The 26,120-nt window shown below is 71.3% G+C and carries 22 protein-coding genes and 1 pseudogene; 15 read left to right on the plus strand and 8 right to left on the minus strand.

What is annotated here, in order from left to right; genetic code table 11:
• The first annotated feature begins 30 nt into the window (after positions 1 to 30).
• Together OG349_RS06900 and OG349_RS06905 are read left to right on the plus strand one after the other, a co-directional pair.
• The gene (locus OG349_RS06900; RefSeq protein WP_327233755.1) at positions 31 to 402 is read left to right on the plus strand and encodes a hypothetical protein; all 372 of its coding nucleotides are present in this window, start codon (positions 31 to 33) and stop codon (positions 400 to 402) included.
• Positions 403 to 590: 188 nt separating this feature from the next.
• Positions 591 to 1,367, plus strand: coding sequence for a hypothetical protein (locus OG349_RS06905; RefSeq protein WP_327233756.1), 777 nt, complete (start codon positions 591 to 593; stop codon positions 1,365 to 1,367).
• Between the two features lie 290 nt (positions 1,368 to 1,657).
• Here the strand turns inward: OG349_RS06905 and OG349_RS06910 are convergent.
• Positions 1,658 to 2,128 (minus strand): annotated as a pseudogene (locus tag OG349_RS06910) (hypothetical protein); the annotation flags it as partial.
• A 302-nt stretch (positions 2,129 to 2,430) separates the two neighbouring features.
• Here OG349_RS06910 and OG349_RS06915 point away from each other — a divergent pair.
• The 7 genes from OG349_RS06915 (at position 2,431) to OG349_RS06945 (ending at position 8,492) form a co-directional block, all read left to right on the plus strand.
• Positions 2,431 to 3,588 (plus strand): ATP-binding protein, encoded by a 1,158-nt coding sequence (locus OG349_RS06915; protein ID WP_327233757.1) that lies wholly within the window; start codon positions 2,431 to 2,433, stop codon positions 3,586 to 3,588.
• A complete protein-coding gene (locus OG349_RS06920) occupies positions 3,585 to 3,986 on the plus strand; it encodes a roadblock/LC7 domain-containing protein (protein WP_161312193.1) in 402 nt (133 codons plus the stop codon). Before OG349_RS06915 ends, OG349_RS06920 begins: the two co-directional genes overlap by 4 nt.
• On the plus strand, positions 3,983 to 4,363 hold the full coding sequence (locus OG349_RS06925) for a DUF742 domain-containing protein (RefSeq protein WP_327233758.1): 381 nt from the start codon (positions 3,983 to 3,985) through the stop codon (positions 4,361 to 4,363). The genes OG349_RS06920 and OG349_RS06925 overlap by 4 nt, the downstream gene beginning before the upstream one ends.
• The gene (locus tag OG349_RS06930) at positions 4,338 to 4,931 is read left to right on the plus strand and encodes a GTP-binding protein (RefSeq protein ID WP_327233759.1); all 594 of its coding nucleotides are present in this window, start codon (positions 4,338 to 4,340) and stop codon (positions 4,929 to 4,931) included. The genes OG349_RS06925 and OG349_RS06930 overlap by 26 nt, the downstream gene beginning before the upstream one ends.
• Before the next feature lie 10 nt (positions 4,932 to 4,941).
• Complete coding sequence (locus tag OG349_RS06935; RefSeq protein WP_327233760.1) at positions 4,942 to 6,294, plus strand: cytochrome P450; 1,353 nt, start codon at positions 4,942 to 4,944, stop codon at positions 6,292 to 6,294.
• 382 nt (positions 6,295 to 6,676) lie between these two features.
• Positions 6,677 to 7,654 carry a cytochrome P450 gene (locus tag OG349_RS06940; RefSeq protein ID WP_327233761.1) on the plus strand — a complete coding sequence of 326 codons (978 nt, stop codon included), beginning with the start codon at positions 6,677 to 6,679 and terminating at the stop codon, positions 7,652 to 7,654.
• Between the two features lie 76 nt (positions 7,655 to 7,730).
• On the plus strand, positions 7,731 to 8,492 hold the full coding sequence (locus OG349_RS06945; RefSeq protein WP_327233762.1) for an enoyl-CoA hydratase/isomerase family protein: 762 nt from the start codon (positions 7,731 to 7,733) through the stop codon (positions 8,490 to 8,492).
• A gap of 24 nt (positions 8,493 to 8,516) precedes the next feature.
• On the opposite strand, the gene OG349_RS06950 is transcribed toward OG349_RS06945, so the two are convergent.
• Positions 8,517 to 9,275 carry a GntR family transcriptional regulator gene (locus OG349_RS06950; protein WP_442806367.1) on the minus strand — a complete coding sequence of 253 codons (759 nt, stop codon included), beginning with the start codon at positions 9,273 to 9,275 and terminating at the stop codon, positions 8,517 to 8,519.
• A 130-nt stretch (positions 9,276 to 9,405) separates the two neighbouring features.
• Here OG349_RS06950 and OG349_RS06955 point away from each other — a divergent pair, with 130 nt between their 5' ends.
• Both OG349_RS06955 and OG349_RS06960 read left to right on the plus strand, forming a co-directional pair.
• A complete protein-coding gene (locus OG349_RS06955) occupies positions 9,406 to 10,254 on the plus strand; it encodes a (2Fe-2S)-binding protein (protein ID WP_327233764.1) in 849 nt (282 codons plus the stop codon).
• Between the two features lie 249 nt (positions 10,255 to 10,503).
• Positions 10,504 to 11,562 (plus strand): DUF2637 domain-containing protein, encoded by a 1,059-nt coding sequence (locus OG349_RS06960; RefSeq protein WP_161306952.1) that lies wholly within the window; start codon positions 10,504 to 10,506, stop codon positions 11,560 to 11,562.
• Between the two features lie 160 nt (positions 11,563 to 11,722).
• Here the strand turns inward: OG349_RS06960 and OG349_RS06965 are convergent, their stop codons facing one another.
• From OG349_RS06965 to OG349_RS06975, 3 genes are all read right to left on the minus strand, one after another.
• Positions 11,723 to 12,118 carry an ATP-binding protein gene (locus OG349_RS06965; RefSeq protein ID WP_327233765.1) on the minus strand — a complete coding sequence of 132 codons (396 nt, stop codon included), beginning with the start codon at positions 12,116 to 12,118 and terminating at the stop codon, positions 11,723 to 11,725.
• 115 nt (positions 12,119 to 12,233) lie between these two features.
• Entirely contained in the window at positions 12,234 to 13,976 is a 1,743-nt protein-coding gene (locus OG349_RS06970) for a pyruvate dehydrogenase (protein WP_327233766.1), read from the minus strand.
• Positions 13,977 to 14,053: 77 nt separating this feature from the next.
• Positions 14,054 to 15,532: a protein phosphatase 2C domain-containing protein gene (locus tag OG349_RS06975; RefSeq protein ID WP_442806212.1), complete on the minus strand. Its 1,479-nt coding sequence runs from the start codon at positions 15,530 to 15,532 to the stop codon at positions 14,054 to 14,056.
• A 2,260-nt stretch (positions 15,533 to 17,792) separates the two neighbouring features.
• Between OG349_RS06975 and OG349_RS06980 the strand changes: the two genes are divergently transcribed.
• The 3 genes from OG349_RS06980 (at position 17,793) to OG349_RS06990 (ending at position 19,815) form a co-directional block, all read left to right on the plus strand.
• On the plus strand, positions 17,793 to 18,803 hold the full coding sequence (locus OG349_RS06980; RefSeq protein WP_327233767.1) for a helix-turn-helix domain-containing protein: 1,011 nt from the start codon (positions 17,793 to 17,795) through the stop codon (positions 18,801 to 18,803).
• A 75-nt stretch (positions 18,804 to 18,878) separates the two neighbouring features.
• Positions 18,879 to 19,361: a DUF456 domain-containing protein gene (locus OG349_RS06985; RefSeq protein WP_327233768.1), complete on the plus strand. Its 483-nt coding sequence runs from the start codon at positions 18,879 to 18,881 to the stop codon at positions 19,359 to 19,361.
• Positions 19,362 to 19,449: 88 nt separating this feature from the next.
• Positions 19,450 to 19,815 carry a PPOX class F420-dependent oxidoreductase gene (locus tag OG349_RS06990; protein WP_161308140.1) on the plus strand — a complete coding sequence of 122 codons (366 nt, stop codon included), beginning with the start codon at positions 19,450 to 19,452 and terminating at the stop codon, positions 19,813 to 19,815.
• 77 nt (positions 19,816 to 19,892) lie between these two features.
• Here OG349_RS06990 and rsgA read toward each other — a convergent pair whose 3' ends face one another.
• Entirely contained in the window at positions 19,893 to 21,050 is a 1,158-nt protein-coding gene (rsgA, locus tag OG349_RS06995) for a ribosome small subunit-dependent GTPase A (RefSeq protein ID WP_327233769.1), read from the minus strand.
• Positions 21,051 to 21,466: 416 nt separating this feature from the next.
• On the opposite strand from rsgA, the gene OG349_RS07000 reads away from it, so the two are divergent.
• Positions 21,467 to 23,524, plus strand: coding sequence for a phosphocholine-specific phospholipase C (locus tag OG349_RS07000; RefSeq protein ID WP_327233770.1), 2,058 nt, complete (start codon positions 21,467 to 21,469; stop codon positions 23,522 to 23,524).
• Between the two features lie 39 nt (positions 23,525 to 23,563).
• On the opposite strand, the gene OG349_RS07005 is transcribed toward OG349_RS07000, so the two are convergent.
• On the minus strand, positions 23,564 to 25,162 hold the full coding sequence (locus OG349_RS07005; RefSeq protein WP_327238480.1) for a glycoside hydrolase family 13 protein: 1,599 nt from the start codon (positions 25,160 to 25,162) through the stop codon (positions 23,564 to 23,566).
• A 319-nt stretch (positions 25,163 to 25,481) separates the two neighbouring features.
• Positions 25,482 to 25,808 (minus strand): YkvA family protein, encoded by a 327-nt coding sequence (locus OG349_RS07010; RefSeq protein ID WP_327238481.1) that lies wholly within the window; start codon positions 25,806 to 25,808, stop codon positions 25,482 to 25,484.
• Between the last annotated feature and the right edge of the window lie 312 nt (positions 25,809 to 26,120).

Consider the following 26,120-nt stretch of genomic DNA (forward strand, 5'->3'; position numbering starts at 1 on the left):
CGAAGCTGATTTCTCGTTCCCGCGTCCATCGTGGCGGCCCGTTTCCGGCGGACTCTTGTCCACCAGGAAGTGGTCGCCCGGTACGGCATGCGCCACCTGCTGCTGATGGCACCGCACCTCAGCGACGAGAACCTGGTCCTCATCGGCTTGACGCGCAGGCTCGACGACTTCTCCGACCGTGAGACTCAAGCCCTCCACCCCATGCGCGACCTCCTCGCGACAGCGCTGGGCCACGGGGACATCCCCGACGAGCCGTCGCGCGGCGCGTTGACCGCCGTCACCCCTCGGAAGCGTCATGGTCGTCCAGGTCTTCGGGAGATCCAACTCCGCCACACGGACGGCCGGAAGCAAGGATTCCGCAGTTCCCGACACCTGCCGTTTCCCGGCCGTCTGCCCAGGTGACAGCCTTGCGAGGGGTGTCGGCGCCCACGGCGGGACCGCCGTAACGCCCTTGTCCCCGGCGCCTCCCAGGACCCCTCCACGACCAAGGCATTGTGAATTTTTTCACCTGTCCTCTTGGCCCAGCGTGCCGATCCGTGCTGAGATGCGTCCACACCCAACAGCACAATGGCGCGCTCGGGGAGGGCAATGTGGCGCATACCGCCATGTCTGGTTCCGGAACCACTGCCGGTGACGATCCACTCCAGACCGCGGTATGGCGGCTGCGCTCGCGAGGGTGCTGGACCGACGCGGCCGCCCTCCTCGCACCGCACGCCGCCGACCCGGCCCCGGCGCTCCAGCGCGCGTCGCTGCTCGTCGAGCGATGTCTGTTCACCGCGAAGGGCTGGGCGGAGGCCGAGGACGCGCTACGAGTCGCGGAGGCCACGGCCCGGGAGGACGACGAGCGCGGCGCCGCCGCCTGCGAACGCGGCCATCTCGCCTACGCCTCGACCGTCCTCCACGTCCGCGACCGCGCGGACGAGGCCCGCGCCGCACTCAGCCGCGCGGCGGCGCTGATCCACCCCAGCGCCCCGGGCCGCGCCCTGCTCGACTTCCGCCGCGGGCTGTTCGCCGAACACGTCGCCGACTCCCCCCAGTCGGCCCGCGCCGCGTACCGCAGGGCCCACGCCGCCGCCACCGCGCACGAGGAGACCCTGCTGCTCTCCTTCACCTGGCGCCACCTCGCCGGACTCGCCCTGCGCGAGGGCGAGCTGGCCGAGGCGAGACACGGCTTCGGCGAATCGCTGCGGATCCGTGAGGAGTTGGGCTATCTCGTCGGTACGGCCCCGGCCCTCGCCGCGCTCGCCGACGCGGAGCCGGAACCGGAGGCGACCAGGCTGCGCGCCGAGGCCGGGCGTCTCTTCCGTCTGCTGGGCGGCGTACCGACGTGGCTGGCCGACCAGTTGACGCCACCTGCGCCGGTGTGAGCGGCCGGGCGGGCGGGAGGCTGCGGTGGCGCTGCGGACATTCCGGAGCGGTGCTTCTCTCCGACTCGAAGACGATCATCGTTGATGATCTTCGTACACGGCCGCCGACGCCCGGCACAAGACGGCCCCGGACTTCGTGATCACAGAGTGATCGAATCCGCCTGGTCGCCGGGGAGACGCGGATACGGCACCCGCGTCGGCGGTTCGCCGCCGTGCCAGGAGCGCCAGAGGCTCGCGTACGCCCCGCCGCGCGCCACCAGCTCGTCGTGCGTGCCCAGCCCGGTCAGCCGGCCGTCGTCCAGCACCGCCACCCGGGGCACGGCCAGGACGGCGACATACCCGTACACCGCCACCAACTCCGCGACGGAGATGGTCCCTTGTGCGGCCATCCTCGCCGCGAGCCAGGTCACGGCGGCGAGGAAGAGGTCCGGCAGGCCGGGGCCGAGGGCGTCGATCCAGCTGGTGACCGCGCCGACCCGGTAGCCCTCCTCCCGCAGCCGGCCGGAGTCGCGCCGCAGCGGTCCCACGGCGACCGCGAGCAGCGGCACCCCGAGCAGGGCGACGAGGGCGGGGAGCGGGGAGACGGCGAGGAGGAGCCCGGCGACGGTGACGTACGCGAGGACCGCGCCCAGGGCGAACAGCGCGCCGGTCCAGTCGGCGAGCGCGGTCCGGTCGCCCGCCCGCCACCCGTCGCCGACGGCGCGGGAGAGAAGGTACGGCGACAGGGCCAGGCACAGCATCCAGAGCGTGCCGTACGTGGCCAGGCACCCAATGACCGCAAATGCGGAGCGTTGCTGAAAATCCGTCAGATGGGTAAAAGGGGGCACAGAACGCCATGGACGACCTGCCCTGACGTGGTGCTAAGATCGCCACGCTTGCCAAGCGGTAGGAAAACCTGCTAAGGCATAAAGAATATTCCGCGCATCGGCCCAGAAATCCGCCACATCCGGGGGAGACCTATGCCATTAGCCGGGCCTTTCACGGCTGTCCGGCAGGCGAGCACGCGCGGCCGACCGTGCATTCATGTCCGCACCTGGTTGCCCATTCGCCCGAAGAGAGCCCTATGACGCAATACTTTCAGGATCCAGCGCTTTGGGGACTTATCGCTGGAACCCCCGTGGCCGCGACCGCGATCATTCGTGGACGCAAGTCAGTCGTTGAGCTGCGGAAAGAGAAGGAAGAACTCAAGCGGCACTACACGAATCTGGAGGAGCACTACGCAGAGGCCGTGGAAGAGGCCAAGGACCGCGCAGAGGAAGCCACCAAAACGGCTCTCAAGTCTGCCATGCGGACCCTTCAGGGCCTGGCGAGCGAGCAGCAGCTCGCGATCACGAAGATTCAGGACAAGTACGGCGAGCTCCAGATTCTTCAGGATCTCCTCGACATCGACCACATGAATTCGCAGTTCGCCCGGCGTGCCCAGTCGATCGCCGTGCTCTGCGACGGATGGCTCGGCCGGCAGCGCGCCGCGGCCTCCCTGTACGACGTGGTCCGCAGCGCGAAGGGGCGCATCCGCCACTTCACCCGGGTGGAAATCCGGGCCCAGAGTAATTTCGCCATCGTCAGCCGCGCCGTCGAACCGGTCGCGCTCACCCTGGCCGAACTGCTGGACAACGCGACCAGTTACTCGGCGCCGGAAACGATGATCGAGATCAATATCCGGCCCGTTCCCAAGGGTGTCTGCATCGTCGTCGACGACGCCGGTGTCGGCATGAACGAGGAAGAGAAGGCGAGGGCCGCCAAGCTCCTGTCGAGCGACCGCGCGCCCGGTGTCTCCGGTCTCGGCAACCCGCCGCAGTTCGGCTTCACGGTGATCGGTGTGCTCGCCGCCCGGTACGGCTTCAGTGTCTCCGTCGACTCCACGTCCCCGTACGGCGGGGTGCGCGCGGTGGTGCTGCTGCCCGACGAACTGCTCACGTCCATGCCAGAGCCCGAGGAGATTCCAGCCGTGGCCACCTCCTCCCCGCTGCCGTCCGACGAGGACGCGACGGGCGGCGTGAGCTCCCCCGCGGCCGCCCCCGCTCCCGCCACCACGTTCGGCGGCCTGCCCAAGCGCCGCAGGCGCGGCGCGATCTCCATCGTGCCGACGGCGGGCGAGACGGCGGAGGCGCCGGCGCGCGACAGCGAGAAGGCCGCGTCCGTCATGGGCGCGTTCCAGCGGGGCACGCAATCGGGCCGTCGTTCCACCAACACAAGCAGTGAAGGGCATGAGGCGCAGTGAACTACGATCTCTCGTGGATGCTTGACAGTGCTCTGGAAGTGCCCGAAGCACGCCATGCCATTCTGGTTTCCGCGGACGGCCTTCTCATGGCCCGTTCCAAGGATGTCGGAAAGGACCACGCCGACACCGTCGCCGCCGCGATGAGCGGAATGCAGTCGCTCAGCCGTACGGTCGCCGATTTTTGCGGCGGCCCCGATCAGCGGCCCCAGTGGCGTCAGACTCTCGTCGAGTTCGACCACGGCTGGGTGTTTCTGATATCGGCCGGAGAGGGCGCCTATCTCGCCGTCTCCGCCTCGCCCGAAGTCGACATGGCTGAGATCACCTTCCGCATGCAGCAGCTGGTCGGCCAGCTCGGCAAGGCCCTCACCAGTCCCCCTCGGGAGGATGTGAAAGCATGACAACACCGGACGAGCCCGAGCTGGAACAAGAAATCACTCCATTAGTGCGACCGTATGTGATCACAAACGGTCGCGAGCTGCTCGACGACAACGATTTCTCGCTGATCACTCTGATCACGGTGTCCGAGAACGCCCCGCAGAACGGGTTTCTCGATCCCGAAAAGCGGCGTCTCATGGAGCTGTGTTCCGGCGGTTTCCTCTCGGTCGCCGAGATAGCCGGGCACACCCACCTGCCCGTGGGTGTCGTCAAAATCCTCCTGCACGATCTCACGGCGGACGGCTATCTCTACACCCGTGCGCCCATACCTCCGGCAAAACGCGTCGACAGGCAAATCCTCGAGGAGGTGCTGAATGGGCTCCAAGCTCGCTTTGGATGACGGCGTCTACCTGCGCGATTCGGTGCAGACCGCCGCCAAGATCCTGGTGGTCGGTCATTTCGCGGTGGGAAAGACGACCTTCATCGGGACCATGTCCGAGATTCCGCCGCTGCGGACCGAAGAGGTCATGACGCAGGCGGGCGAGGGGATCGACGACCTCAAGGGCACGCCGGGCAAGACCACGACGACCGTGGCCATGGACTTCGGCAGGCTCACGCTCAGCGAGAAGCTGGTGCTGTACCTGTTCGGCACCCCCGGACAGCAGCGGTTCGTCCAGGTCTGGGAGGACATGTCGCGCGGCGCCCTCGGCGCCCTGGTCCTGGTCGACCCGAACCGGCTCGAAGAGTCCTTCCCCGTGATGGACCTGGTCGAGCGGTACGGAATTCCGTACGCCATCGCCGTCAACCGGTTCGACGACGGCACGCCGGGCCACTCCGACGACGAGATCCGGGAAGCGCTCGACCTGCTCCCCGAGACCCCGCTCGTCACCTGCGACGCGCGCGACCAGCGGTCGTCCGCCAATTCCCTCATCGTACTGGTCCGTTATCTCCAGTCGCGCCTCAACTAGGAGTCCAGGCATGCAATCTCATTCGGAATTCCTTGCTCCGCCGCCCGGCTGCCCCGCGCACAACAGCGGCAAGAGCGTGCCGCTGCACGGGCCGGAGTTCGCCGCGGACCCGAACGGCTTCTACAACTACCTGCGGCAGTTCGGGCCGGCCGCCCCGGTCGAGCTGACGCCCGGGGTCGAGGCCTCGCTCATCACCGACTACGCGGCCGCCCTGCACGTGCTCCAGAACCCCGACACCTTCGCCAGGGACGCCCGGCGCTGGCGGGCCCTGAACGAGGGCCGGATACCGGACGACAGCCCCGTCCTGCCGATGATGATGTACCGGCCGAACCCGATGTTCTCGGACGGCGCCGATCATCTGAGGCTGCGTCAGGCGGTGACGGCCAGTCTGGCGCGCATCGACACACACCGTCTGAGCCGGCACGTCGACCGGGTCGGTTCCTACCTCATCGACCAGTTCAGCGGGCGCGGCCGGGCCGATCTGGTCGCCGACTACGCGCAGTTGCTGCCCCTGCTCGTCTTCAACGACCTGTTCGGGTGCCCGGCCGAGATCGGCGACCGGCTCATCTTCGGCTTCTCCGGGATCTTCGACGGCGTCGACGCGGAGAAGGCGAACGAGGTCCTCAGCGAGTCCCTGTTCGAACTGGTCGCGCTCAAGCGCGCCCAGCCCGGCGACGACGTCACCTCGTGGCTGATGCAGCACGAAGCCGGCCTGAACGACGAGGAGATGATCCATCAGCTCGTGCTGCTGATCGGCGCGGGCACGGAGCCGACGCAGAACATCATCTCCAGCACCTTGCGTCTCCTGCTGTCCGAGGACAAGCGCGGGGACGGCATGCTGGTCGAGGACGCCATCAACGACGTGCTCTGGAACGGCCCTCCGATCGCCAACTACGCCGTGCACTACCCCGTGTTCGACGTGGACCTCTCGGGAAGCCGGCTGGACGCGGGGAACCCTGTCCTCATCAGCTTCGCGGCGGCCAACAGCGACCCGGGCCTCTCCGCGAGCCGGCAGACCCTCAGCAAGCGGGCGCACCTGGCCTGGGGCGCGGGACCGCACGCGTGCCCGGCGAAGGACCCCGCGCTCCTGATCTCCGTGCTGGCCGTCGAGAAGCTTCTCAACACACTGCCGGACATCGAGCTGGGCGTGCCGGCCGGCTCGCTGACCTGGCGTCCCGGACCGTTCCACCGCGCGCTCAACGCGCTGCCGTCCCGCTTCACGCCCGTACGGCACGAGAGGCGCGAGTCCGCTCCCCTGCCGACCTCGGGCCGCAATGCCGGAAATACTCCGGTACGGGATCAGCCGCAGCGAGCCCAGAAGGGTAACTTCTGGAGCGGATTCCTGTCCTGGTGGAAGGTGTGACATTCGCAACATGCCAGAGGCATTGTCGGTCGAATGAGTGTTCCACCATCGGGGTAGACAGGGTTGGCGAATCTTATGTGATGTCTTGAATAAAGGAGTCTCCGTGGAGCCGTCCCTGGCAGCGCCACTCATAGACCGACGCGCGGTGGTTTCACTCTTCTCCCGTCTGCGCACGGCGAACGGCCAGTCGAATCCACTGCCTTTCTACGCGGATCTCAGGTCCATGGGCAGCGTCGTGCCCGCCCCCTGGGGCGGCCACCTGGTGAACTCCTTCGAACTCTGCAATCAGGTATTAAGAGATCGGGCCTGGCAGGTACCCGATAGCGCATGGCGCCTTCGCCAGGGCGAGAAGACCCGGTGGAACTCCATTTCTTCGCGGGAAATGGGCAGGACACTTCCCGCACTTAATCCGCCGCATCACACCCGGGTGCGCCAGTCGATCGGCAATCTTTTCGACCGCAATTCCCTGGAAGCCACCAAGGATTCGGTCGAGAGGACGACGGAGCGGCTTTTCGACCGGCTGGCCCAGGAATTGCGGGAGAACGGCGAGGCCGATTTCAGCTCTCTGGTCAGTGAGGAACTTCCCTCTCTCACCATTTGCGAATGGCTCGGTCTGCCGATCGAGGACTACGCGCTGATGAGGGACCTGACGCATCACCAGGTGTTCGCGCAGGAATTGCTGCCCTCGCCGAGCCAGCTCGCGTTGTCCGACACCGCGACCCTCCGTCTCCAGGAGTATTTCGTCGAGCTGGTGGCGAAGCGGCGTGCGGAGCCCGGGGACGACCCGATCTCCACGTGGCTCAGGACCTGGGACGGGATCGAGTCCGACCCCGCCAAGGCCGACGAGGCCGTCTACCTCCTCGCCCTCCTGGTCGTGCTGGCCGCGCCGGAGACCACGTCGACGCTGATCTCCACCATGGTGTGGCTGCTCCTGGAGCACCCCCTCCAGCTGGAGTGGCTGCGCGCGCATCCCCAGCACCTCCCCGACGCGGTCGAGGAGGTCCTGCGGTACGACTCCCCGAACCACATCATCAGCCGGGTCGCCGGTGAGGACACCACACTCGGCGGGGTGCGGGTGTCCAAGGACCAGATGGTGCACCTCATGATCGGCGCCGCCAACCACGACCCGGCCCAGCACTCCGAGCCGGACGTCTTCAACATCCGCCGTCGCGCGACACATCTGAGCTTCAGTGGCGGAATCCACTACTGCCTGGGCGCTCCGCTGGCCCGGCTGGAGGCGACGACGGTACTGAGCACGCTGCTCAGGCGGATGCCGTCCCTGCGCATCAGTTCGCCACCGGTCTGGGCGCCCCGGGTGGGTTTCCGGCGCATCGCCTCACTCGGAGTTGTCGCGGGCTGACACACCGTCAGCGTCCGACACTCCGTCAGCTATCGAGCAGAGCCCGCGCGACAGCGGACGACAAACGAGGAACAGCGTGGTGGATGCTTTCAAGGTTCTGCGTGTACGGCACGAAGGGCCCCTGCTGAAGGTCCAGTTGAACAGCCCGGAGACCGGGAACGCCGTTTCCGGGCTGATGCTGGACGAGCTTCTCGCCGTTCTGGACAGCGTGCACAACGACCCCGGCATCCGCGTGCTCATCCTCTCGGGTGCCGGGGACGACTTCTGCGTGGGCGGTGACCGGCGGGAGTTCGCCGAGTTCCTCCGGACGGACCCCAGCGGGGTGGCGATGCGCACCCTCGGCACCAAGGCCCGCCGGGTCTGTGACGCCCTCGCGACCTCCGACGCGGTCACCGTCGCCCGGCTGCACGGCGGGGTGATCGGCGCGGGGGTGGCGCTCGCGGTGTACTGCGATCTGCGGGCCGGCGCGGACAACTGCCGTTTCCGGCTGCCCGAGCTGGCGCTCGGCATGCCCCCCGCGTGGGGCGGCTCACTGCCCCGGCTCATCCAGGAGTCCGGCGCCGCCCGGATCCGTGAACTCATCATGACCGGCGAGAACTTCGACGCCGCCAGGGCCGCCGAACTGTCCCTGCTCCACAAGGTCGTTCCCGAGGAGGAGCTGGAGGACGCCATCAGCGCGTGGACCAGGCCGCTGGTGCGCAGGTCCGCGGCGGCGCTGCGGACGACGAAGGTCATGATGAACGCGTACGCGTCCGCCAGCCGCCTCGCGGACGCCTCTCTTTTCGACGCGGAACTGCTGACCGCCTCGGTGGCAGCGGGGCGGGCGGGGCGGAGCTGAGACGGGGCGGCAGACGTGCGTCCGCTACGCGCCCCTGAAGTGTTCCCGTACGAGTGACTGCACCACGGTCAGGTCCTCGGCGGTCAGCGCGTCGAGGAGCGCGGTGTGTTCCGCCGCGTCGGCGACGAGGTCGGCGCGGCGCACCGCCGGGGCGCTGACCAGGGGCCACTGGGAGCGGCGGTGCAGGTCGTCCGCGACCGCCACCAGCTGCTGGTTCCCCGAGAGGGAGAGCACCGCGCGGTGGAAGGCGCGGTCGCGGTCCGCGTAGGCGGCGTGGTCGCCGACGGCGGCGGCCGCACCCGTCGCCTCGGCCAGGGGCCGCAGTTCGGCCCAGCGCTCGGCCGGTACGGTACGGGCCAGCCGGAGCATGACCGGCACCTCGATCAGGGCCCGTACCTCGGCCAGTTCGGCGAGTTCGGCGGCGCCGCGCTCGGCGACCCGGAAGCCGCGGTTCAGGACGACCTCGACCGCGCCCTCCCGCGCCAGCTGCTGCATCGCCTCGCGGACGGGCGTCGCGGACACGCCGTACCGCTCGCCGAGGGCGGGGGCCGAGTAGACCTCGCCGGGGACCAGGTCGCCGCTGACGAGCGCGGAGCGCAGGGCGTCGAGGATCTGGCCGCGTACGGAATGGCGCCGTACCGGCCGGGGGACGGACGGTTCAGGGCCGCTGTACGTGTGTTCCCGGTGCTCCGGTGACGTACGCGACTGCTTCGGCACCCGGTCGGGGCGCGCGGCGGCGTACGGCGGGGGCGCGGTCCTCTCCCGCCCGCCGTCCTGTTCCAGGCTTCGCTCCACCCGGTTCCACCTCCGCTCCTCCCTGAACGATAGGCGGGCGGGGCCGCAGTTCAAAGAGCGAAAGTGTCGGGTAAGGTAAGGCTTACCTGCAAACGATCGCGATTCGGTGGTCCCCTGCATGACCCTTCCCGCCCTGCTGCCCCGCTTCCCGGCCTCGCCGGTCACGGACGCCTACGCCCGGCTGACCGAGGTCTTCCCCGCGCTGCGCGTCGACGAGATCGCGGCCGGCGGGACACTGCCGCACGACGGTGGCTGGGTGCGCGCGGCCGACCTCGCCGCCGGGGGCCCCGCCCTCGACACGTTCCTCGGCTGGGACGAGGCGCAGATCCTGCGGGACTACGGGCGGCCTGCCCGCCCCGACGTGGTGGCGAGCTTCGCGCTGCACCGCTACGCCTGGCCCGCCTGCCTTCTGGTCACCCTGCCGTGGTTCCTGCACCGCCGGGTACCGCGCGTGCCCGTGGCGGACGTCGCCTTCCAGCGGGTGCTGGGCAGGATGGCCGTACGGACCACGTCCTTCGCCTGCCTGCCGGACGACCCCGCCGCCGGGCACCCGGACGCCCGGGTCGTGCCGGACGAGGAGGCGCTGCGCGGCGAGGTGCGCGCGGCCGTCGCGGAGCACCTCGGGCCGGTGCTGGAGGGCTTCGCCCCCCGGATGCGCCGGGGCCGGCGGGCGCTGTGGGGCATGGCGACCGACGAGATCGTCGAGGGCCTCTGGTACGTCGCCCACCTGCTGGGCGAGGAGCGCCGGGCGATGGCCGAGCTGGAGCTGCTGCTGCCGGGCACGACGGGTCCTTACGTGGGCGCCGCGGGCTTCCGTGAGCTGGCAGGACCGGACGGCGCGGCCCTGGCGACCCGCGACCGGGCGAGCTGCTGCCTCCACTACACACTGCGTCCCGACGACACGTGTGTGACCTGCCCGCGTACGTGTGACGCCGACCGTCTCGGTAAATTGACCGCGAACGTCTGATCCGGCTCTGACCTCGCACTCCGGTCGTCCGCGCCTGACTGCCCGTCACCCGGCGGCTCCATGCCACCCGCAGGGGTGATATTAATCGGACATGACAGCCGCTTTGCGCACGGCAGTTCGAGCCGAGCGTGCCTATTTGTGCGCCTCTCCGCCTCGTTGGCGTTGTCTTGGCCCAAAACCCCCTGAGGGGCACCGCACTTCCGCCAATATGGCGCCCGATACGCCCTACTGCGATGCAAGGAACACCGCATGCGACTGACCGACATATCGCTGGACTGGCTGCTCCCCGGCGGCGTGCTGCTCGTCGGAATCCTGGTGGCGGTGGCGATCCTCGCGCGCGGCAAGCGCGCCGGTGAGAAAACCGCGACCGAGGACTCCTGGGAGCGCACCGAGGAGCGCCGCAGGCGCAAGGAAGCGATCTACGGAACCGCCTCGTACGCCCTGCTCTTCTGCTGCGCCGCGGTCGCCGCGGCGCTCTCCTTCCACGGCCTGGTCGGCTTCGGCCAGGAGAACCTGAACCTGACCGGCGGATGGGAGTACCTCGTCCCGTTCGGACTCGACGGCGCGGCGATGTTCTGCTCCGTCCTGGCCGTGCGCGAGGCCAGCCACGGTGACGCGGCTCTCGGTTCACGGCTGCTGGTGTGGCTGTTCGCCGGCGCCGCCGCGTGGTTCAACTGGGTCCACGCGCCCCGGGGCCTCGGCCACGCGGGTGCGCCCCAGTTCTTCGCCGGCATGTCTCTCTCGGCCGCGGTGCTCTTCGACCGCGCGCTGAAGCAGACCCGCCGTGCGGCGCTGCGCGAGCAGGGCCTCGTGCCCCGCCCGCTGCCGCAGATCCGGATCGTACGGTGGCTGCGCGCGCCCCGCGAGACCTTCGGCGCCTGGTCGCTGATGCTGCTCGAAGGCGTCCGCACCCTGGACGAGGCGGTCGAGGAGGTCCGTGAGGACAAGCGGACGAAGGAGCAGAACCGGCACCGCAGGCGGGAGCAGCAGAAGCTGGACCGGGCGCAGATCAAGGCGCTCAACCGGCAGCACCGCGCCTGGGGCCGGGGACGCGGCGGTGGCCGTCAGATCCCGCTGCCCGCCGTGACCGCGCCAGGAGGGTCCGTGCCGGCCGTCGAGGCCGCCGCGGAGCCTGCTATACCCGAGCCGGGACAACTGCCCTATCGCTCCCGGCTCTCCCTTCAGCCCGCGACGGGCAGTGAAGCCCCCCGTACCGTCGACCTCACCGCTGAGGACGACACCCAGGCATTGCCACGGCTCGACTCCCTGGAGCGCAAGCTCAAGGACCTGGAGCAGCAGTTCGGCTGAGGTCCCCGTGTGCGCGACTCGCGGCTCACCACGCGCGGCTCGCGCGGGAGATTCGCACCCATCGGACCGGTGTGGCGGAACAACCGTCATGCCGGTCCGGCGTGTGTGGCCACCGCTTCCGCTCCCTGTACGGCTCGGTGCGCCCGCGCCCCCCGCGGGCTCAGGCGGCGGCCTCACCGTTCATCTCGAACCAGACCACCTTTCCCAGTGGCCTCGTCCGTATCCCCCAGTCGTCCGCGAGACTGCGCACCAGCGCGAGTCCCCTGCCGTGCGTGGCGTCGTCGGCGGCCCGTACGGGCGCCAGGGGCGGCCCGGCGGGCGGCGCGGCGAAGTCCCGTACCTCCACACGCAGTCGTGAGTCCGCGACGGTCGCCGTGACCACCGCGCCCCGCTCCGTGTGCACCAGCGCGTTGGTGACCAGCTCACTGATGAGCAGCTCCGCCACCTCCGCGCAGTCTCTCTCCTGCCAATGTCTCAGCAACTCCCGTAAGGCGTGACGCACCTCCGGGACGGCCGCGAGATCGGCGCCTCCCATTCGGCGCCGCAATCCAGCCATCCTTCTGTCCCCCCGCTCGTACCGGCTTCTACTCCTGTCTCGATATCTACAGGAGATGCATGCCCGACGCGGGACCGCTCACGCATTCAGATCCGCATCCCGGGGGCGCACGGAATCAGGGACGGGGCACGTTGCGGAGGTTGGAGCGCGCCATCTGGACCATGCGCCCCACTCCGCCGTCCAGGACGACCTTGCTCGCCGAGAGCGCGAAGCCCGTGACCATGTCCGCCTTGATCTTGGGCGGGATGGAGAGCGCGTTCGGGTCGGTCACCACGTCGACCAGCGCGGGCCCCTTGTGCTTGAAGGCTTCCTTGAGCGCGCTGCCGAGCTGCCGGGGCTTCTCGACCCGTACGCCGAAGGCACCGGCCGCCCGCGCGATCGCCGAGAAGTCGGGGTTGTGGTTGGTGGTGCCGTACGACGGCAGTCCCGCCACCATCATCTCCAACTCCACCATGCCGAGGGCCGAGTTGTTGAACAGGACGATCTTTACCGGCAGGTCGTACTGGACGAGGGTGAGGAAGTCGCCCATCAGCATGGAGAATCCGCCGTCGCCCGACATCGCGACGACCTGGCGCCCCCGGTCGGTGAACTGCGCGCCGATCGCCTGGGGCAGGGCGTTGGCCATCGAGCCGTGGCTGAACGAACCGATCACACGGCGGCGGCCGTTGGGGGTGAGGTAGCGGGCGGCCCAGACGTTGTTCATGCCGGTGTCGACCGTGAAGACGGCGTCGTCATCGGCGAGTTCGTCCAGAACGGACGCGACGTACTCGGGGTGGATCGGAGTGTGTTTCTGCACGTTGCGGGTGTAGGCCTTGACCACGCCTTCGAGGGCGTCCGCGTGTTTCTTCAGCATCTTGTCGAGGAACTTGCGGTCCGTCTTGACCTTCACCCGGGGGGTCAGGCACCTCAGCGTCTCGCGTACGTCGCCCCACACCGCGAGGTCCAGCTTGGAGCGGCGGCCGAGGTGTTCCGGCCGCACGTCGACCTGGACGATCTTGACATCGTCGGGGAGGAAGGCGTTGTACGGGAAGTCCGTGCCGAGCAGGATCAGCAGGTCGCACTCGTGGGTGGCCTCGTAGGCGGCGCCGTAGCCGAGGAGCCCGCTCATCCCGACGTCGTACGGATTGTCGTACTGGATCCACTCCTTGCCGCGCAGGGCGTGGCCGACGGGGGACTTGACGCGTTCGGCGAACTCCATGACCTCGGCGTGGGCGCCGGCCGTGCCGCTGCCGCAGAAGAGGGTGACGCGACCCGCCTCGTCGATCATGCGGGCGAGCTTGTCGATCTCGGCGTCGGCGGGGCGTACGGAGGGGATGGAGGTGACCAGCGCGTGCTCGACCGCCCGTTCGGGGGCGGGCGCGTCGGCGATGTCACCCGGGAGGGTGACGACGCTGACCCCGCCCTGGCCGATCGCGTGCTGGATCGCGGTCTGGAGGAGGCGGGGCATCTGCTTCGGGTTGGAGATCATCTCGCTGTAGTGACTGCACTCCCGGAACAGCTGGTCGGGGTGGGTCTCCTGGAAGTAGCCGAGGCCGATCTCGCTGGAGGGGATGTGCGAGGCGAGGGCGAGGACGGGGGCCATGGAGCGGTGGGCGTCGTACAGGCCGTTGATGAGGTGCAGGTTGCCGGGGCCGCAGGAGCCGGCGCAGGCGGCGAGCTTGCCGGTGATCTGGGCCTCGGCGCCGGCCGCGAAGGCGGCGGTCTCCTCGTGCCTGACCTGCACCCATTCGATGGCGGAGTTGCGGCGGATGGCGTCGACGACGGGGTTGAGGCTGTCGCCGACAACTCCGTACAGCCGTTGGACGCCTGCCCTGGCGAGGATGTCGACGAACTGCTCCGCCACGTTCTGCTTGGCCATGGGAAGGTGCCCTCTCTGGTCTCCGGTCGCCGGTCTCCGGCCGCCGCCCTGGGTCCATCAACCCACGCCGGGCGGGGTTACGCCTCCCAGACCGCGACGGCCGTGCGGTCGTCCGCGTACCCCTTGACCCTGAGTTGGGTGTCCGCGAGATAGGACGCCAAACCTGGCGGTTCGGCGGAACCCCAGCGGTCGGCCAGCTCGGCCGCGAGGGCCGGGACGCCGCGCAGCGGTTCGGCGAGGCCGGGGCTGCACAGGAGGAGGGTGTCGCCCGGGAGGGCGACGGAGGCCCGGAAGCGGAACGGTTCGGCCTGCGGGGGCACCGGCTCCTCGACGTACGGGGCAGGGGGTGTCGGGATGCCAAGGTCCATGGTCAGCCGGTCACGGCGGGGGGTCTCGGCGGGCCGGGAGCCGAAGCCGACGACGGCTTCGCCGGTGAGGGCGGCGGGGTCGGGGACGGCGGGTTCCAGGTCCTGCCAGGCGCCGTCCCTGAGGCGGAAGAGGCCGCCGCCACCGACCCCGAAGAAGACGCGGGTACGGCAGTCGGGGTCGGCGGAGAGCAGCAGGCAGCGCAGGCTCGCGGTGTACGCGTCGGGCGGGAGGCCCAGCTCGGCGGCGCGGGCGCGGAGCTTGCCGTAGCCGCGATCGGTGAGCCGTTGCAGTCCGGCCTTGAGGTCACCCCTGCGGCCGGCCCTTATGTCGTCGGAGAGCCGGCCGTGACTGCGGCCGACGGCACCGCCGATCCAGTGACAGGCGTCGGCGGCGGCGAGGTGGGCGCCCTCGGTGGCGCGGACGCCGGTGGCGACGGCCACGAGGATGAGCGCGGCATCGCCCTCGCCGAAGCGCGCGGTGAGCAGCGTGTCGCGGCGGGGCTCTCCCCGGTAGCGCCCGGAGTCGCCCCGTACGGAGGCGGCGCGCAGGGTGTACGTCCCGTAGCGGGCGCCGTCGAGCACGGTGTCGGCGACCAGCTCGCGGAGGCGGTCGGCGTGGGCGGGGGGCAGGGCGGTGGGCTCGGGGTCGTAGGTGGGCGGCCCCCCACCGAGATACCCGACACCGGGCCGCTCACCGGCGGGGAAGTCCTCGGCACTGTCCCGCCCGGCGGCGGCGAGAGCCACCACGGACCGCCCGTCCTCCGCCCGGGGCTCGCCGACCCCCCACCCCACGGCCTGCACGGGCGCCCCGGGCCCGTCGAGGGCGGGGAGGCGGGGGTCGTTGGCGGGGGCGCCGGGGGGCGCGGGCCGGATCGGAGGTGGGGCGGGCGGCCCAGGGAGCGTGGCATCGATCGCGGGTGGGACGGGCGCCCCCGAGGGCGCGGATTCGGTCGTCGGCGGCGGGGGCGGCACCGGGGGCGCGGGGTGGTGGCTCGCGGGCGGCGCGGACGGCACTGGGGGCGCAGGGGGCGCAGGGTTGACCGACGGCGGCGCAGGCGGCCCCTGGGGCTCGGGTCCGACCACGGGCGCCACGGGCGGCCCCGAGGGCGCAGGGTGATCCGACTGCGCGGCGGGCGTCCCAGACGACGCAAGCGGCCCCTGAGGCGCGGGTCCGACCACGGGCGCCACGGGCGGCCCCGAGGGCGCAGGGTGAACCACCGGTGGCGCGGGCGGCCCCGAGGGCGCGGGTCGCCTCGCGGGCGGCGCTGGCGGCCCCTGGGGCCTGCGGTCGACCACGGGCGGGTCCGAGGGCCGCGGGGGCCTGGGAGCGACCACGGGCGGGTCCGAGGGCCGCGGCGGCGGACTCACGTCCTCGGCGTCGCCGGAGGACTCCCCGGCCGGAGCGGCCGGACCCCAGGCGGCTCCCGGCGCGGCGTGCGGGTTCCTGCCGGACGGCAGCCCACCGGCCGCCCAAGCCCCCTCACGCACACCCGCACCCGCATCCGGGCCCTGCCCGGCCCGGTCGGCACCGTCCGACGCGTCGGCATCCGCACCGACCGGCCCGGGGGAGGTCGGCGCCCCCGACTCTGCCCCAGTCCCGGGCCGCACGGAAGGCGGCGCCCCGTCCGATGAGTCGGCGGCCGAGGCCGGCGACGACTCGGGCTCAGCCGGAACCACATCCGGCCGTACGGAAGCCGAGGACCGGGAAAGCCCGGGTCCCTCCGGCTGAACCGGAATCAAGCCCCCAGAAGGTCCAGACTCCGCAGGAGCCGAACCGGACGGCTCAGGCGACCCGGACTCCGCCGGAACGGCGTCCGACCACTCCCAGGCCGAGGCCCCGGACGGCCCCGGCCCAACCGGAACGGTGTCCGAACGCTCCGGGGACGAGGCCCAACGATCGCCGGGCTCCGCCCGAACGGCGCCCGGACGTTTCGGACCCGAGGCCCGAGGCGGCCCTGGCTCCGCCGGCACCTCGTCGGACCGCTCCTGGGCCGAGAGCCCGGGGGGTTCGGGCTCTGCCCGGCCCGTATCGCTCCGCGCCGCGGGCGGGGCCCAAGCCAGGCCGGGCTCTCCCGGCCACGCCGGGGCCGAGGCCCCGGAAGGTTCGGGCTCCGCCCCCACCGTGTCCGGCCGCCCTGGAGCCGAGGCCCGAGGCGGTTCGGACTCTGCCAGTACGCCGTCCGGCCGTTCCAAGGCCGGAGTACGACGAGTTCCGGGCTCCGCCGGGACCGCGTCCAACCGCTTCCGGGCCGAGGCCCCGGGAGACTCGGGCTCTGCGGGCACCGCATCCGGCCGCACCGAAGCCGGGGACCAGGAAGGTCCGCCCGGTTCCGGCCGCACCGGGGCGGACGCCCGGACCTCGTCCGGGCGCACCGGGGCCGAGGCCCCAGGAGGTTCCGACTCCGCCGGAACCGGGCCGGGCGGCTCCGGGGCCGACGCCCGAGGGGCCCCGGACGCCTCCGGAATCGCGTCCGACCACTGCCGGGCCGAGGCCGGAGGGGAATCGGAGTCGGCACGGCTCGCGTCGGGCGGCACCGCCGGTGAGGTCCACGACCTTCCGGGCTCCCCCGGCCGCGCCGGGGCCCCGGGAGGTTCGGGCTCGGGCCGGATCGCGTCCGGACGGTCCGGGGACACCGTCCCGGACTGCGCGGGATCTGCCGGAACCGCGTCCGGGCGCTTCGGGGGTGTGGTCCCTGGAACGGCGGGAGCTGGGTCGGCTCCGGTCGGGCCCTCCGGGGGTGACGGCCAGGGGGCTCCCGGGGACGCTGAGGTGTTGGTTCGGTGCGGGTGAGGGGTGGGTTGTGGGAGGGGCGCGGCGTCCGTCGGGGCGTATCGCGGGGGTTGTTGTTCCCACCACGCCCGTGGTCGCTGCGTCTCCGGGGACGCCACCGCGTCCACCGCCGAGGCGAAGTGGTCGTCGAGTGCGTCCCCGGTGCCCATGTCCTGCGCGGACTCGTCGTACAGACGGTTCCACCAGTCGTCGGCGTCCGGCCGCTCCCCCTGCTCGCTCATGCCCCTATCTTCGACCGCGACAGGGAGGAGAAAACGGGGCGACCGGAAAAATTAAGTCCGCCGGGCGGCCCCACCCCCCACGGGAAGGACGCCCGGCAGACGTTCACAGTGTCAGCGCGGGGCAGATGCGCCGGCGCGGAGACCGGGGGCATCACCCTCCCCGAGCAAATCCAGGTCAGGCTACCCAAGGGGCATATGACCGGGGTCTGTTGCTGCTGTGATGGCGCCACCTTCGCAGAGCGCGCGGCCGAAAGGGGATGATGGGGGCGGCGGGTTTACGCCGTGGCTGGTTTCCGCCACGGTTCGCGGCGGAAACAGGACGCTCCCGGGGGTTGATCTCTCGGGTCTCCCAGGGTCTCCCAGGGGTTCCAGAGGTCGCCATGGGTCGCCATGGATCTCCAAGAGGTACGGCGGTGTGCGGTGAGGACGGTGCAGGGTGCTGGGAGCGATAGGTCTCGACGAGAGACAGGAGTCCGCGTACCGCGCGCTCGTGGCCATCGGTGCCGCGGACGTCTCGGACCTGGCCCACCGCCTCGCCCTGCCCGAGGCGGACACCGAACGGGCCCTGCGCCGCCTGGAGCGCCAAGGACTGGCCGCGCAGTCCTCCGCCCGTACGGGACGCTGGGTCGCCGCTCCCCCCGCCGTCGCGCTGGGCGCGCTCCTCACCCAGCACCGCCACGAGCTGGAACAGGCCGAGCTGGCCGCGGTGCTCCTCGCCGAGGAGTACCGCGCCGAGGCCAGGGAGCCCGCCGTGCACGACCTGGTCGAGGTCGTGACGGGCGCGAGCGCCGTCGCCCACCGGTTCGTGCAGTTGCAGCTCGGCGCCACCACGGAGGTCTGCGCCCTGGTCACCGGCAAGCCCGTCGCCGTGACGGGGATGGACAACGAGGCCGAGGAACGCGCCGCGCGACGCGGCGTCGCCTACCGCGTCGTGATCGAGCGCGAGGTACTGGCCCTGCCCGCCGGCATCACCGAACTGTCCGCCGCCCTCGGCAGGGACGAGCAGGTCCGCGTCATCGAACGGGTCCCCACCAAGCTCGTGGTCGCCGACCGCAGCCTGGCCATGGTGCCGCTCACCGGGCGGGGCGCCGAACCCGCCGCCCTGGTCGTCCACGCGAGTGGACTGCTGGAATCGCTGCTGGGCCTGTTCGAGGCGGTGTGGCGCGAGGCCCTGCCCCTGCGGCTCGGGTCCGGCGAGGGCGAGGGCGACGGCGCCGAGATCCTGGAGGACGCGCTGCCGGGACCCGACTCCACCGATCTGGAGGTGCTGTCGCTGCTGCTCGCCGGGATGACGGACGCGAGCGTCGCGAAACAGCTGGACCTGGGGCTGCGGACCGTACAGCGCCGGGTGAAGGGGCTGATGGAGCTGAGCGGGGTGACCACCCGGTTGCAGCTCGGCTGGCACGCGTACGAGAAGGGGTGGGTGGCGCGGGAGTCCCGGGGCTGAAACCGGTCCCGGGGCCCGCCGCGCCACGCCCCTCCGCGACCTGCGGGACCGCTCCCGTTCCGGCACGCTGGGCAGATGGACGTGTGGCAGCTGGTGCTGGTGGGGCTTGTCATGGTCCTCGGCCTGTTCGGCGTGCTGGTCCCGGGTGTGCCGGGCCAGGCCATCGTCTGGGCCGCCGTCCTGTGGTGGGCGCTGGGGGACACGTCCGACGCGGCCTGGGTCGTCCTGATCGGCGCCACGGCCCTGCTGCTGCTCAACCAGGCGCTCAGACCGCTGCTGCCCTCCCGCCGGAGAACCAGGACGGGCGCGCCCCGGCGCACCCTGCTGGTGGGCGGCACCACCGCGATCGTCGCCTTCTTCGTCGTTCCGATCGTGGGCGGCATCCTGGGCTTTGTCGGGGGCATCTACGGCGCCGAGCGGATCCGGCTCGGGAGCCACCGGGACGGCTGGGCCTCCACCCGTACGGTGATGCGCACCGCCGGATACCCCCTGCTGGTGGAGTTGTTCGCGTGCCTGCTGGTGGTGGGCGCCTGGCTGGGCGCACTGATCTGGGGCTGATGGCACTGGTCCGGAGCTGAGAGCACCGGTCCGGAGCTGAGGGCACTGGTCCGGGGTTGAGCGCGCCGCCCGCGTGTGAGGCTGGGGCATGACCGAATTCAGTGACGCCGAGCGCGCGTATCTCAGGACCCAGCGGCTGGGGCGCATGGCCACCGTCGACCCCAAGGGGCAGCCGCAGGCCAACCCGGTCGGCTTCCATCCGCAGGACGACGGGACGATCCTCATCGGCGGGTACGCCCTCGGCACCACCAAGAAGTGGCGGAACCTCCTGACCCACCCCAAGGTCGCGCTGGTCGTCGACGACATCGTGAGCGTCACGCCGTGGAAGGTGCGCGGGGTGGACATCCGGGGTGAGGCCGAGCTGCTGACCGGACCGCACGACCTCGGTCCGCACTTCAGCGAGGAGCTGATCCGTATCCATCCCCGGAAGATCCACAGCTGGGGCCTGGAGTGAGCCGCACCCCGGACCCCGACTGAGGCCCCGAGGGGGCGGGGGCGGCCCGCTGGAGCGGCCCCCGCACCCCCACCCGCCTACCGGAACTTCCCCCGCTTCGCGTCCATCGCCGCCCGCCCCTCCACGCCCATGCGCTTCCAGTCGCGCCGGATCTCGGCCCGGAGCCGCGCGTCCGTCTTGGCGACGATCCGCTGGTTCTCCCGCAGCAGCTTGCGGTAGCTCTCCAACCGCCGGTCGGAGAGCGAACCGTCCTCCACGGCGGCGAGCACCGCGCAGCCCGGCTCCGCGCCGTGCGCGCAGTCGTGGAAGCGGCACTCGGCGGCCAGCGACTCGATCTCCGAGAAGACCTGCCCGACCCCGCTCTCCGCGTCCCACAGCCCGACCCCCCGCAGCCCGGGGGTGTCGATCAGCACGCCCCCCGCGGGCAGCACGATGAGGTTGCGGGTCGTGGTGGTGTGCCGGCCCTTCCCGTCCACGTCACGGATGGCCTGCACCTCCATCAGCGGCCCGCCGAAGAGCGCGTTGGCGAGGGTGGACTTCCCGGCGCCGGAGACGCCCAGCAGCACACTCGTACCGTCCGAGACGACGGCGGAGAGCACCTCCACCCCCTCCCCCGTCTCCGCGCTGACGGCGAGCACCGGCACGCCGGGTGCGGCGGACTCGACGTCCTTGACGAGATGGGCCAGTACGGAGGGGTCCGCCACCAGATCGGCCTTCGTGAGGACGATCACCGGTGCGGCCTCGCTCTCCCAGGAGGGCGCGGACTCCCGCAGCAGCGCCGCGCCGGTCGAGCTGGACATCGCGAGGGCGAGGAAGCGCTCGACACGCCCGAGGTCCAGCTCCACCGCGAGCGACACACAGATGACGATGTGGTCGACGTTGGTGGCGAGGACCTGGCCCTCGGAACGCTTCGACGAGGTGGACCGTACGAAGGCGGTCCGCCGGGGCAGCAGCGTCCGGACGAACCGGGGGTCACCGCCCGCGTCGAGGGCGACCCAGTCACCGGTGCAGACGATGCGCATCGGATCGCGCGGTACGACGTACTCGGTGTCCGCCCGGACCGGGCCGGCCGGCGTCACCACATCACACATACCGCGGTCGACCCGCACGACCCTGCCGGGCACCAGGCCCCGCTCGGCGTACGGGGTGAACTCCGCCTCCCAGCCCGCGTCCCAGCCGTAGGGGGCGAGCGGGTGCGACGGAGAAGCCTCGAAGGAGGCAGTGGAGAAAGACAAGGGGAAACCCTTCACAAGGGTGGCCCCGGCCACGCGCCTCGGGCGCGGAAGCTCTGGATCGGAGAAAGCGACGCAGAGAAACAGGTCAGCCGTGGGCCACAGGAGTGTCTGTGACAAACATCTGCTGGATGCGGGCAGCGCCCGTCTCGACGGCAACCATCGGTCACACCTCCTGCTTCACACACGGCTCGGGGAACGAACGGACACACCGTAACGCGCACGCCCGGACGAGCGCCAAGTGTTTTTCGCGGCGGGGACCGGCGGCTCCCACGCCCCTTGTTCGTCTGTTCCTCAGGTGCGCATCGTACGGACACACGGGCGACACCGGCCCGTCCCTTTGGGTCGCTGGCCTGGAGACGCTCTCCCCGCCCGGTTCGCCTCACACCCCCCAAGACACCCACGAGGTCTCTGAACATATGCCTGAACTCAATCGGCGTCGTTTCCTCCAGGTCGCCGGCGCGACCGCGGGCTTCTCCGGCCTGTCGAACAGCATCGACCGGGCCGCGGCCATCCCGGCCAGCCGTCGCTCCGGCACCATCGAGGATGTCGAGCACATCGTCGTACTGATGCAGGAGAACCGTTCGTTCGACCACTACTTCGGCTCGCTGCGCGGCGTCCGCGGCTTCGGTGACCCCCGCCCCGTCACCCCCGTCGGCGGGAAGTCCGTCTGGCACCAGTCCGACGGGACGAAGGAGGTCCTGCCGTACCACCCGGACGCCGAGGACCTCGGCATGCAGTTCATCGAGGGGCTCGACCACGACTGGGCGGGCGGCCACCAGGCCTGGAACCAGGGCCGGTACGACCAGTGGATCCCCGCCAAGTCCCCGGGCACGATGGCGCACCTGACCCGTGAGGACATCCCGTTCCACTACGGGCTCGCCGACGCGTTCACGGTGTGCGACGCGTACCACTGCTCGTTCATCGGGGCCACCGACCCCAACCGGTACTACATGTGGACCGGCCACGTCGGGAACGACGGCAAGGGCGGCGGGCCCGTGCTCGGCAACGACGAGCTGGGGTACGACTGGACGACGTACCCGGAGCGGCTGGAGAAGGCCAAGATCTCCTGGAAGATCTACCAGGACATCGGGGACGGCCTGGACGCGGCCGGGAGCTGGGGCTGGATCAACGACGCCTACCGGGGCAACTACGGCGACAACTCGCTGCTCTACTTCAACCAGTACCGCAACGCGAAGCCCGGCGACCCGCTGTACGACAAGGCGCGTACGGGGACCGACGCGAAGGCCGGTGACGGGTTCTTCGACATCCTCCGGGCCGACGTCAAGGCGGACCGGTTGCCGCGCGTCTCCTGGATCGCGGCTCCCGAGGCGTTCTCCGAACACCCCAACTGGCCCGCCAACTACGGGGCCTGGTACATCTCCCAGGTGCTGGACGCGCTCACCTCCAACCCCGAGGTGTGGAGCAAGACCGCGCTGTTCATCACGTACGACGAGAACGACGGCTACTTCGACCACGCCGTCCCGCCGTTCCCGCCCGCCTCGGCCGCGCAGGGCCTGTCGACGGTCGACACCACGCTCGACCACTTCCCGGGCGACAGCCGCCACGCCGCGGGGCCCTACGGTCTCGGGCAGCGCGTGCCGATGCTGGTGGTGTCGCCGTGGAGCACCGGCGGGTACGTGTGCTCGGAGGTCTTCGACCACACGTCGATCATCCGGTTCATGGAGCGCCGCTTCGGGGTCTCCGAGCCGAACATCTCGCCGTGGCGGCGGGCGGTCTGCGGCGACCTCACGGCGGCCTTCGACTTCTCGCTCAAGAACACGCGGCCCGCGCGCCTGCCCGGCACGGACGGGTACGAGCCGCCGGACCAGGACCGGCACCCCAGTTACGTACCGGTGCCGCCGGACCGTCCCGTCCTGCCCAAGCAGGAGAAGGGGTCGAGGCCGACGCGCCCGCTGCCGTACGCCCCGTTCGCGGACGGGTCCGCGACCCCCGCGACCGGGCGGTTCACGCTCACCTTCAGCGGCGGGGAGGAGGCGGGGGCGGCCTTCACGGTCACCTCGGCGAACCGTACGGACGGGCCCTGGACGTACACGGCCGGGGCGGACGAGCGGCTCTCCGACACCTGGAACACCGCGTATTCGAAGGGCGCGTACGACCTCTCGGTCTTCGGGCCCAACGGGTTCCTGCGCACCTTCAAGGGCTCGGGCACGGTGGCGGGCCCCGAGGTGACGGCCCGTCACGACGGGCACCGGGGCCGGGTCGAGCTGACGCTGAGGAACGCGGGCAGGCACGACTGCCGGCTGACCCTCACCGACGCGTACGGCGGCAGGAGCGAGACGGTGAAGGTGCGCGCGGGCGGGCACGTGGTGCACACCGTCGACACACGGCACGGCAAGCGGTGGTACGACGTGTCCGTGACGGCCGACACCGACCCGGCGTTCCTGCGGCGGCTCGCCGGCCACGTGGAGACCGGCGAGCCGGGCGTGAGCGACCCGGCGATCATCACCGGGTGACCCCCAGGGGGCGGCCGGCCGGACCGGCCGCCCCTGAGATCACCCCGCCTCGCTCCGCAGCCACACCGCCGTGTCCGGGGGGAGCTGGCCGTCGGGCAGCGGGTCGCTCGCCAGGAGGGGCTTCGCCCCGTCCGGTACGGACAGCGGTACGGGGTGGTCCGAGAAGTTGACCCGGCACACCAGGCCCGCGCCCTTCCGGAAGGCCAGTTCGCCGGGGGACGACGGCAGCCACGTGAAGCTCTCGTCGCCGAGGAAGTCCCGCCGCAGCGCCAGCGCCGTACGGTACAGCTCCAGGAAGGAGCCGGCCCGGCCGGTCTGCGCCTCGACGGACCGCTCGCCCCACCCCTCGGGCTGCGGCAGCCAGCTGCCGCCCGCGCCGAAGCCGTACGAGGAACCCTCCCTGGTCCACGGCAGCGGCACCCGGCAGCCGTCGCGGCCCTTCTGGCCGTGGCCCGTGCGCTCCCACATCGGGTCGCGCAGGGCCTCCGCCGGCAGGTCGGCCACCTCGGGCAGGCCCAGCTCCTCGCCCTGGTAGAGGTACGTGGTCCCGGGCAGCGCGAGGGTCAGCAGCGCGGCGGCCCGGGCGCGCCGCCGGCCGCGGGTGTCGTCGACCGCCGGTTCGTGACCGTCGCCGGTGACCCAGGCCCGCAGGTCGGTGCCCTCGGGGAGGCCGTAGCGGGTGCGGTGGCGCACGACGTCGTGGTTGGAGAGCACCCACGTCGGCAGGGAGCCGGTGGTCGCCGCGTCCGCGAGTGACGTGTCGACGACCTCGCGGAAGGCGCCGGACTCCCACGGGCAGCGCAGGTGGAAGAAGTTGAAGGCCTGGTGGAGTTCGTCGGGCCGGGTGTAGAGCGGAAGCCGCGCGGCGCTGACCCCCGCCTCGGCGACCATGATCCGGGGCGGGGCGTATCCGTCGGTGATCTTCCGCCAGACGCGGTATATGTCATGGACCTCGTCGCGGTCCCAGAAGGGGTGGTTCAGGCCCGCGGGCGGCGAGTTGAGGGGTGCGGTGTCGCTGCCGTGGGTGTCGCGCAGCGGCGGGGCGAGGTCCTTGCGCAGACCGTGCGCGACGTCGACGCGGAACCCGTCGACCCCGAGGTCGAGCCAGAAGCGCAGAGTGTCCTCGAAGTCGGCGGCGACCTCGGGGTTCTCCCAGTTCAGGTCGGGCTGCTCGGAGGCGAAGATGTGCATGTACCACTGGCCGTCCGGCACCCGGGTCCAGGCGGGGCCGCCGAACTTGGACTGCCAGTCGGCGGGCGGCCCGGCGCCGTCGGGGCCGGTGCCCTCGCGGAAGATGAACCGGTCGCGGGCGGCGGAGCCGGGGGCTGCCGCCAGTGCCTCGGCGAACCACGGGTGCTGGTCGGAGCAGTGGTTGGGGACAATGTCGACGATGGTACGGAGGCCCAGTTCCCGGGCCCTGGCGAGGAGCGCGCGGAAGTCGTCCAGGGTGCCGTGGCGGGGGTCGACGCCCCGGTAGTCGGCGACGTCGTAGCCGCCGTCGGCCAGCGGGGAGGGGTAGAACGGGGTGAGCCAGACGGCGTCCGCGCCGAGGTCCGCCACGTGCCCGAGGCGGTCGGTGATGCCCCGGAGGTCGCCCATGCCGTCGCCGTCGGCGTCGGCGAAGCTGGGAACGTACACCTGGTAGACGACGGACTCGCGCCACCAGTCGGGGCGGGGCCCGCCGGGGGCGGCCCGCCGGTCCTGGGACGTGGCCGGGGCGCGGCCGGAGCCGGTGCGGTCTTGGCCGTCGGCGCTGACGTCCGGGATCGCGTGCTGTGTCACTTAAACCTCTCGTGCCGTGCTCGGGGGACGCCTGGGTGGCGTGCGGTGCGATCATCCCCCAGGGGGCGGATCATCCCCCAGGGGGCGCAAGAGGAGAGCAGGGCGGCGCGGGAGCGGTGGGGCACGCGGGAGCGGTGGGTGGCCCGGCGGCGCGGGACGACGGGTCGTCGGGGCGTCAGCGAGGAGTTCGTACGCCCTTGGCGCGGCCGAGTCGTGCGGCGGCGCGGGCGGCCTGGACCGCGTACGGCCCCTTCGCCTCCGCCGAGCGGAGGGAGCGCAGCGCCAGCAGCAGGACGCCGATGTCGTCGAGGTACACCGGATCGGGCACCAGGTCGGTGGGGAGGATCAGGTAGCCGATCGCGGCCCAGAACATCCACTTGCGCCGCTCCGGCACCCCCGCGGCACGCAGCGCGCGCCGGGTCCGTACGAGACGGACGGCGAGGGTGAGCGCGCCGGCGAGGGTGATCAGCGCCAGCACGACGCCGACGGCGATGAGGATCATGAGTTCCGTGCTCACTGCGGTCTCCTCCGCCGGGGTCCTGGGCCAAGTCCTCCCTACCGGTACCCCGCGAAGGGCCCTCCCACCGGACTCCGCCGTACCAACCCGGCCCGGCGACCCGGGGCGTACGGAGAGTGCGGTCCGCCGAAGACGCCACTCGCGGCTCCGACCGCACACACGTCACCACGAACACAAGGGGGCGCCTCCGGTCGAATCCGCAGACCGCTTGGGGCCGTTCGGCGGGCCAGGAGGCCGCATACGATCAGATTCAGCCAAGATCATCGTGCGGGCATATCGGTGATACAGGTCACAACG

Source organism: Streptomyces sp. NBC_01317, assembly GCF_035961655.1.
Taxonomy (GTDB): Bacteria; Actinomycetota; Actinomycetes; order Streptomycetales; family Streptomycetaceae; genus Streptomyces.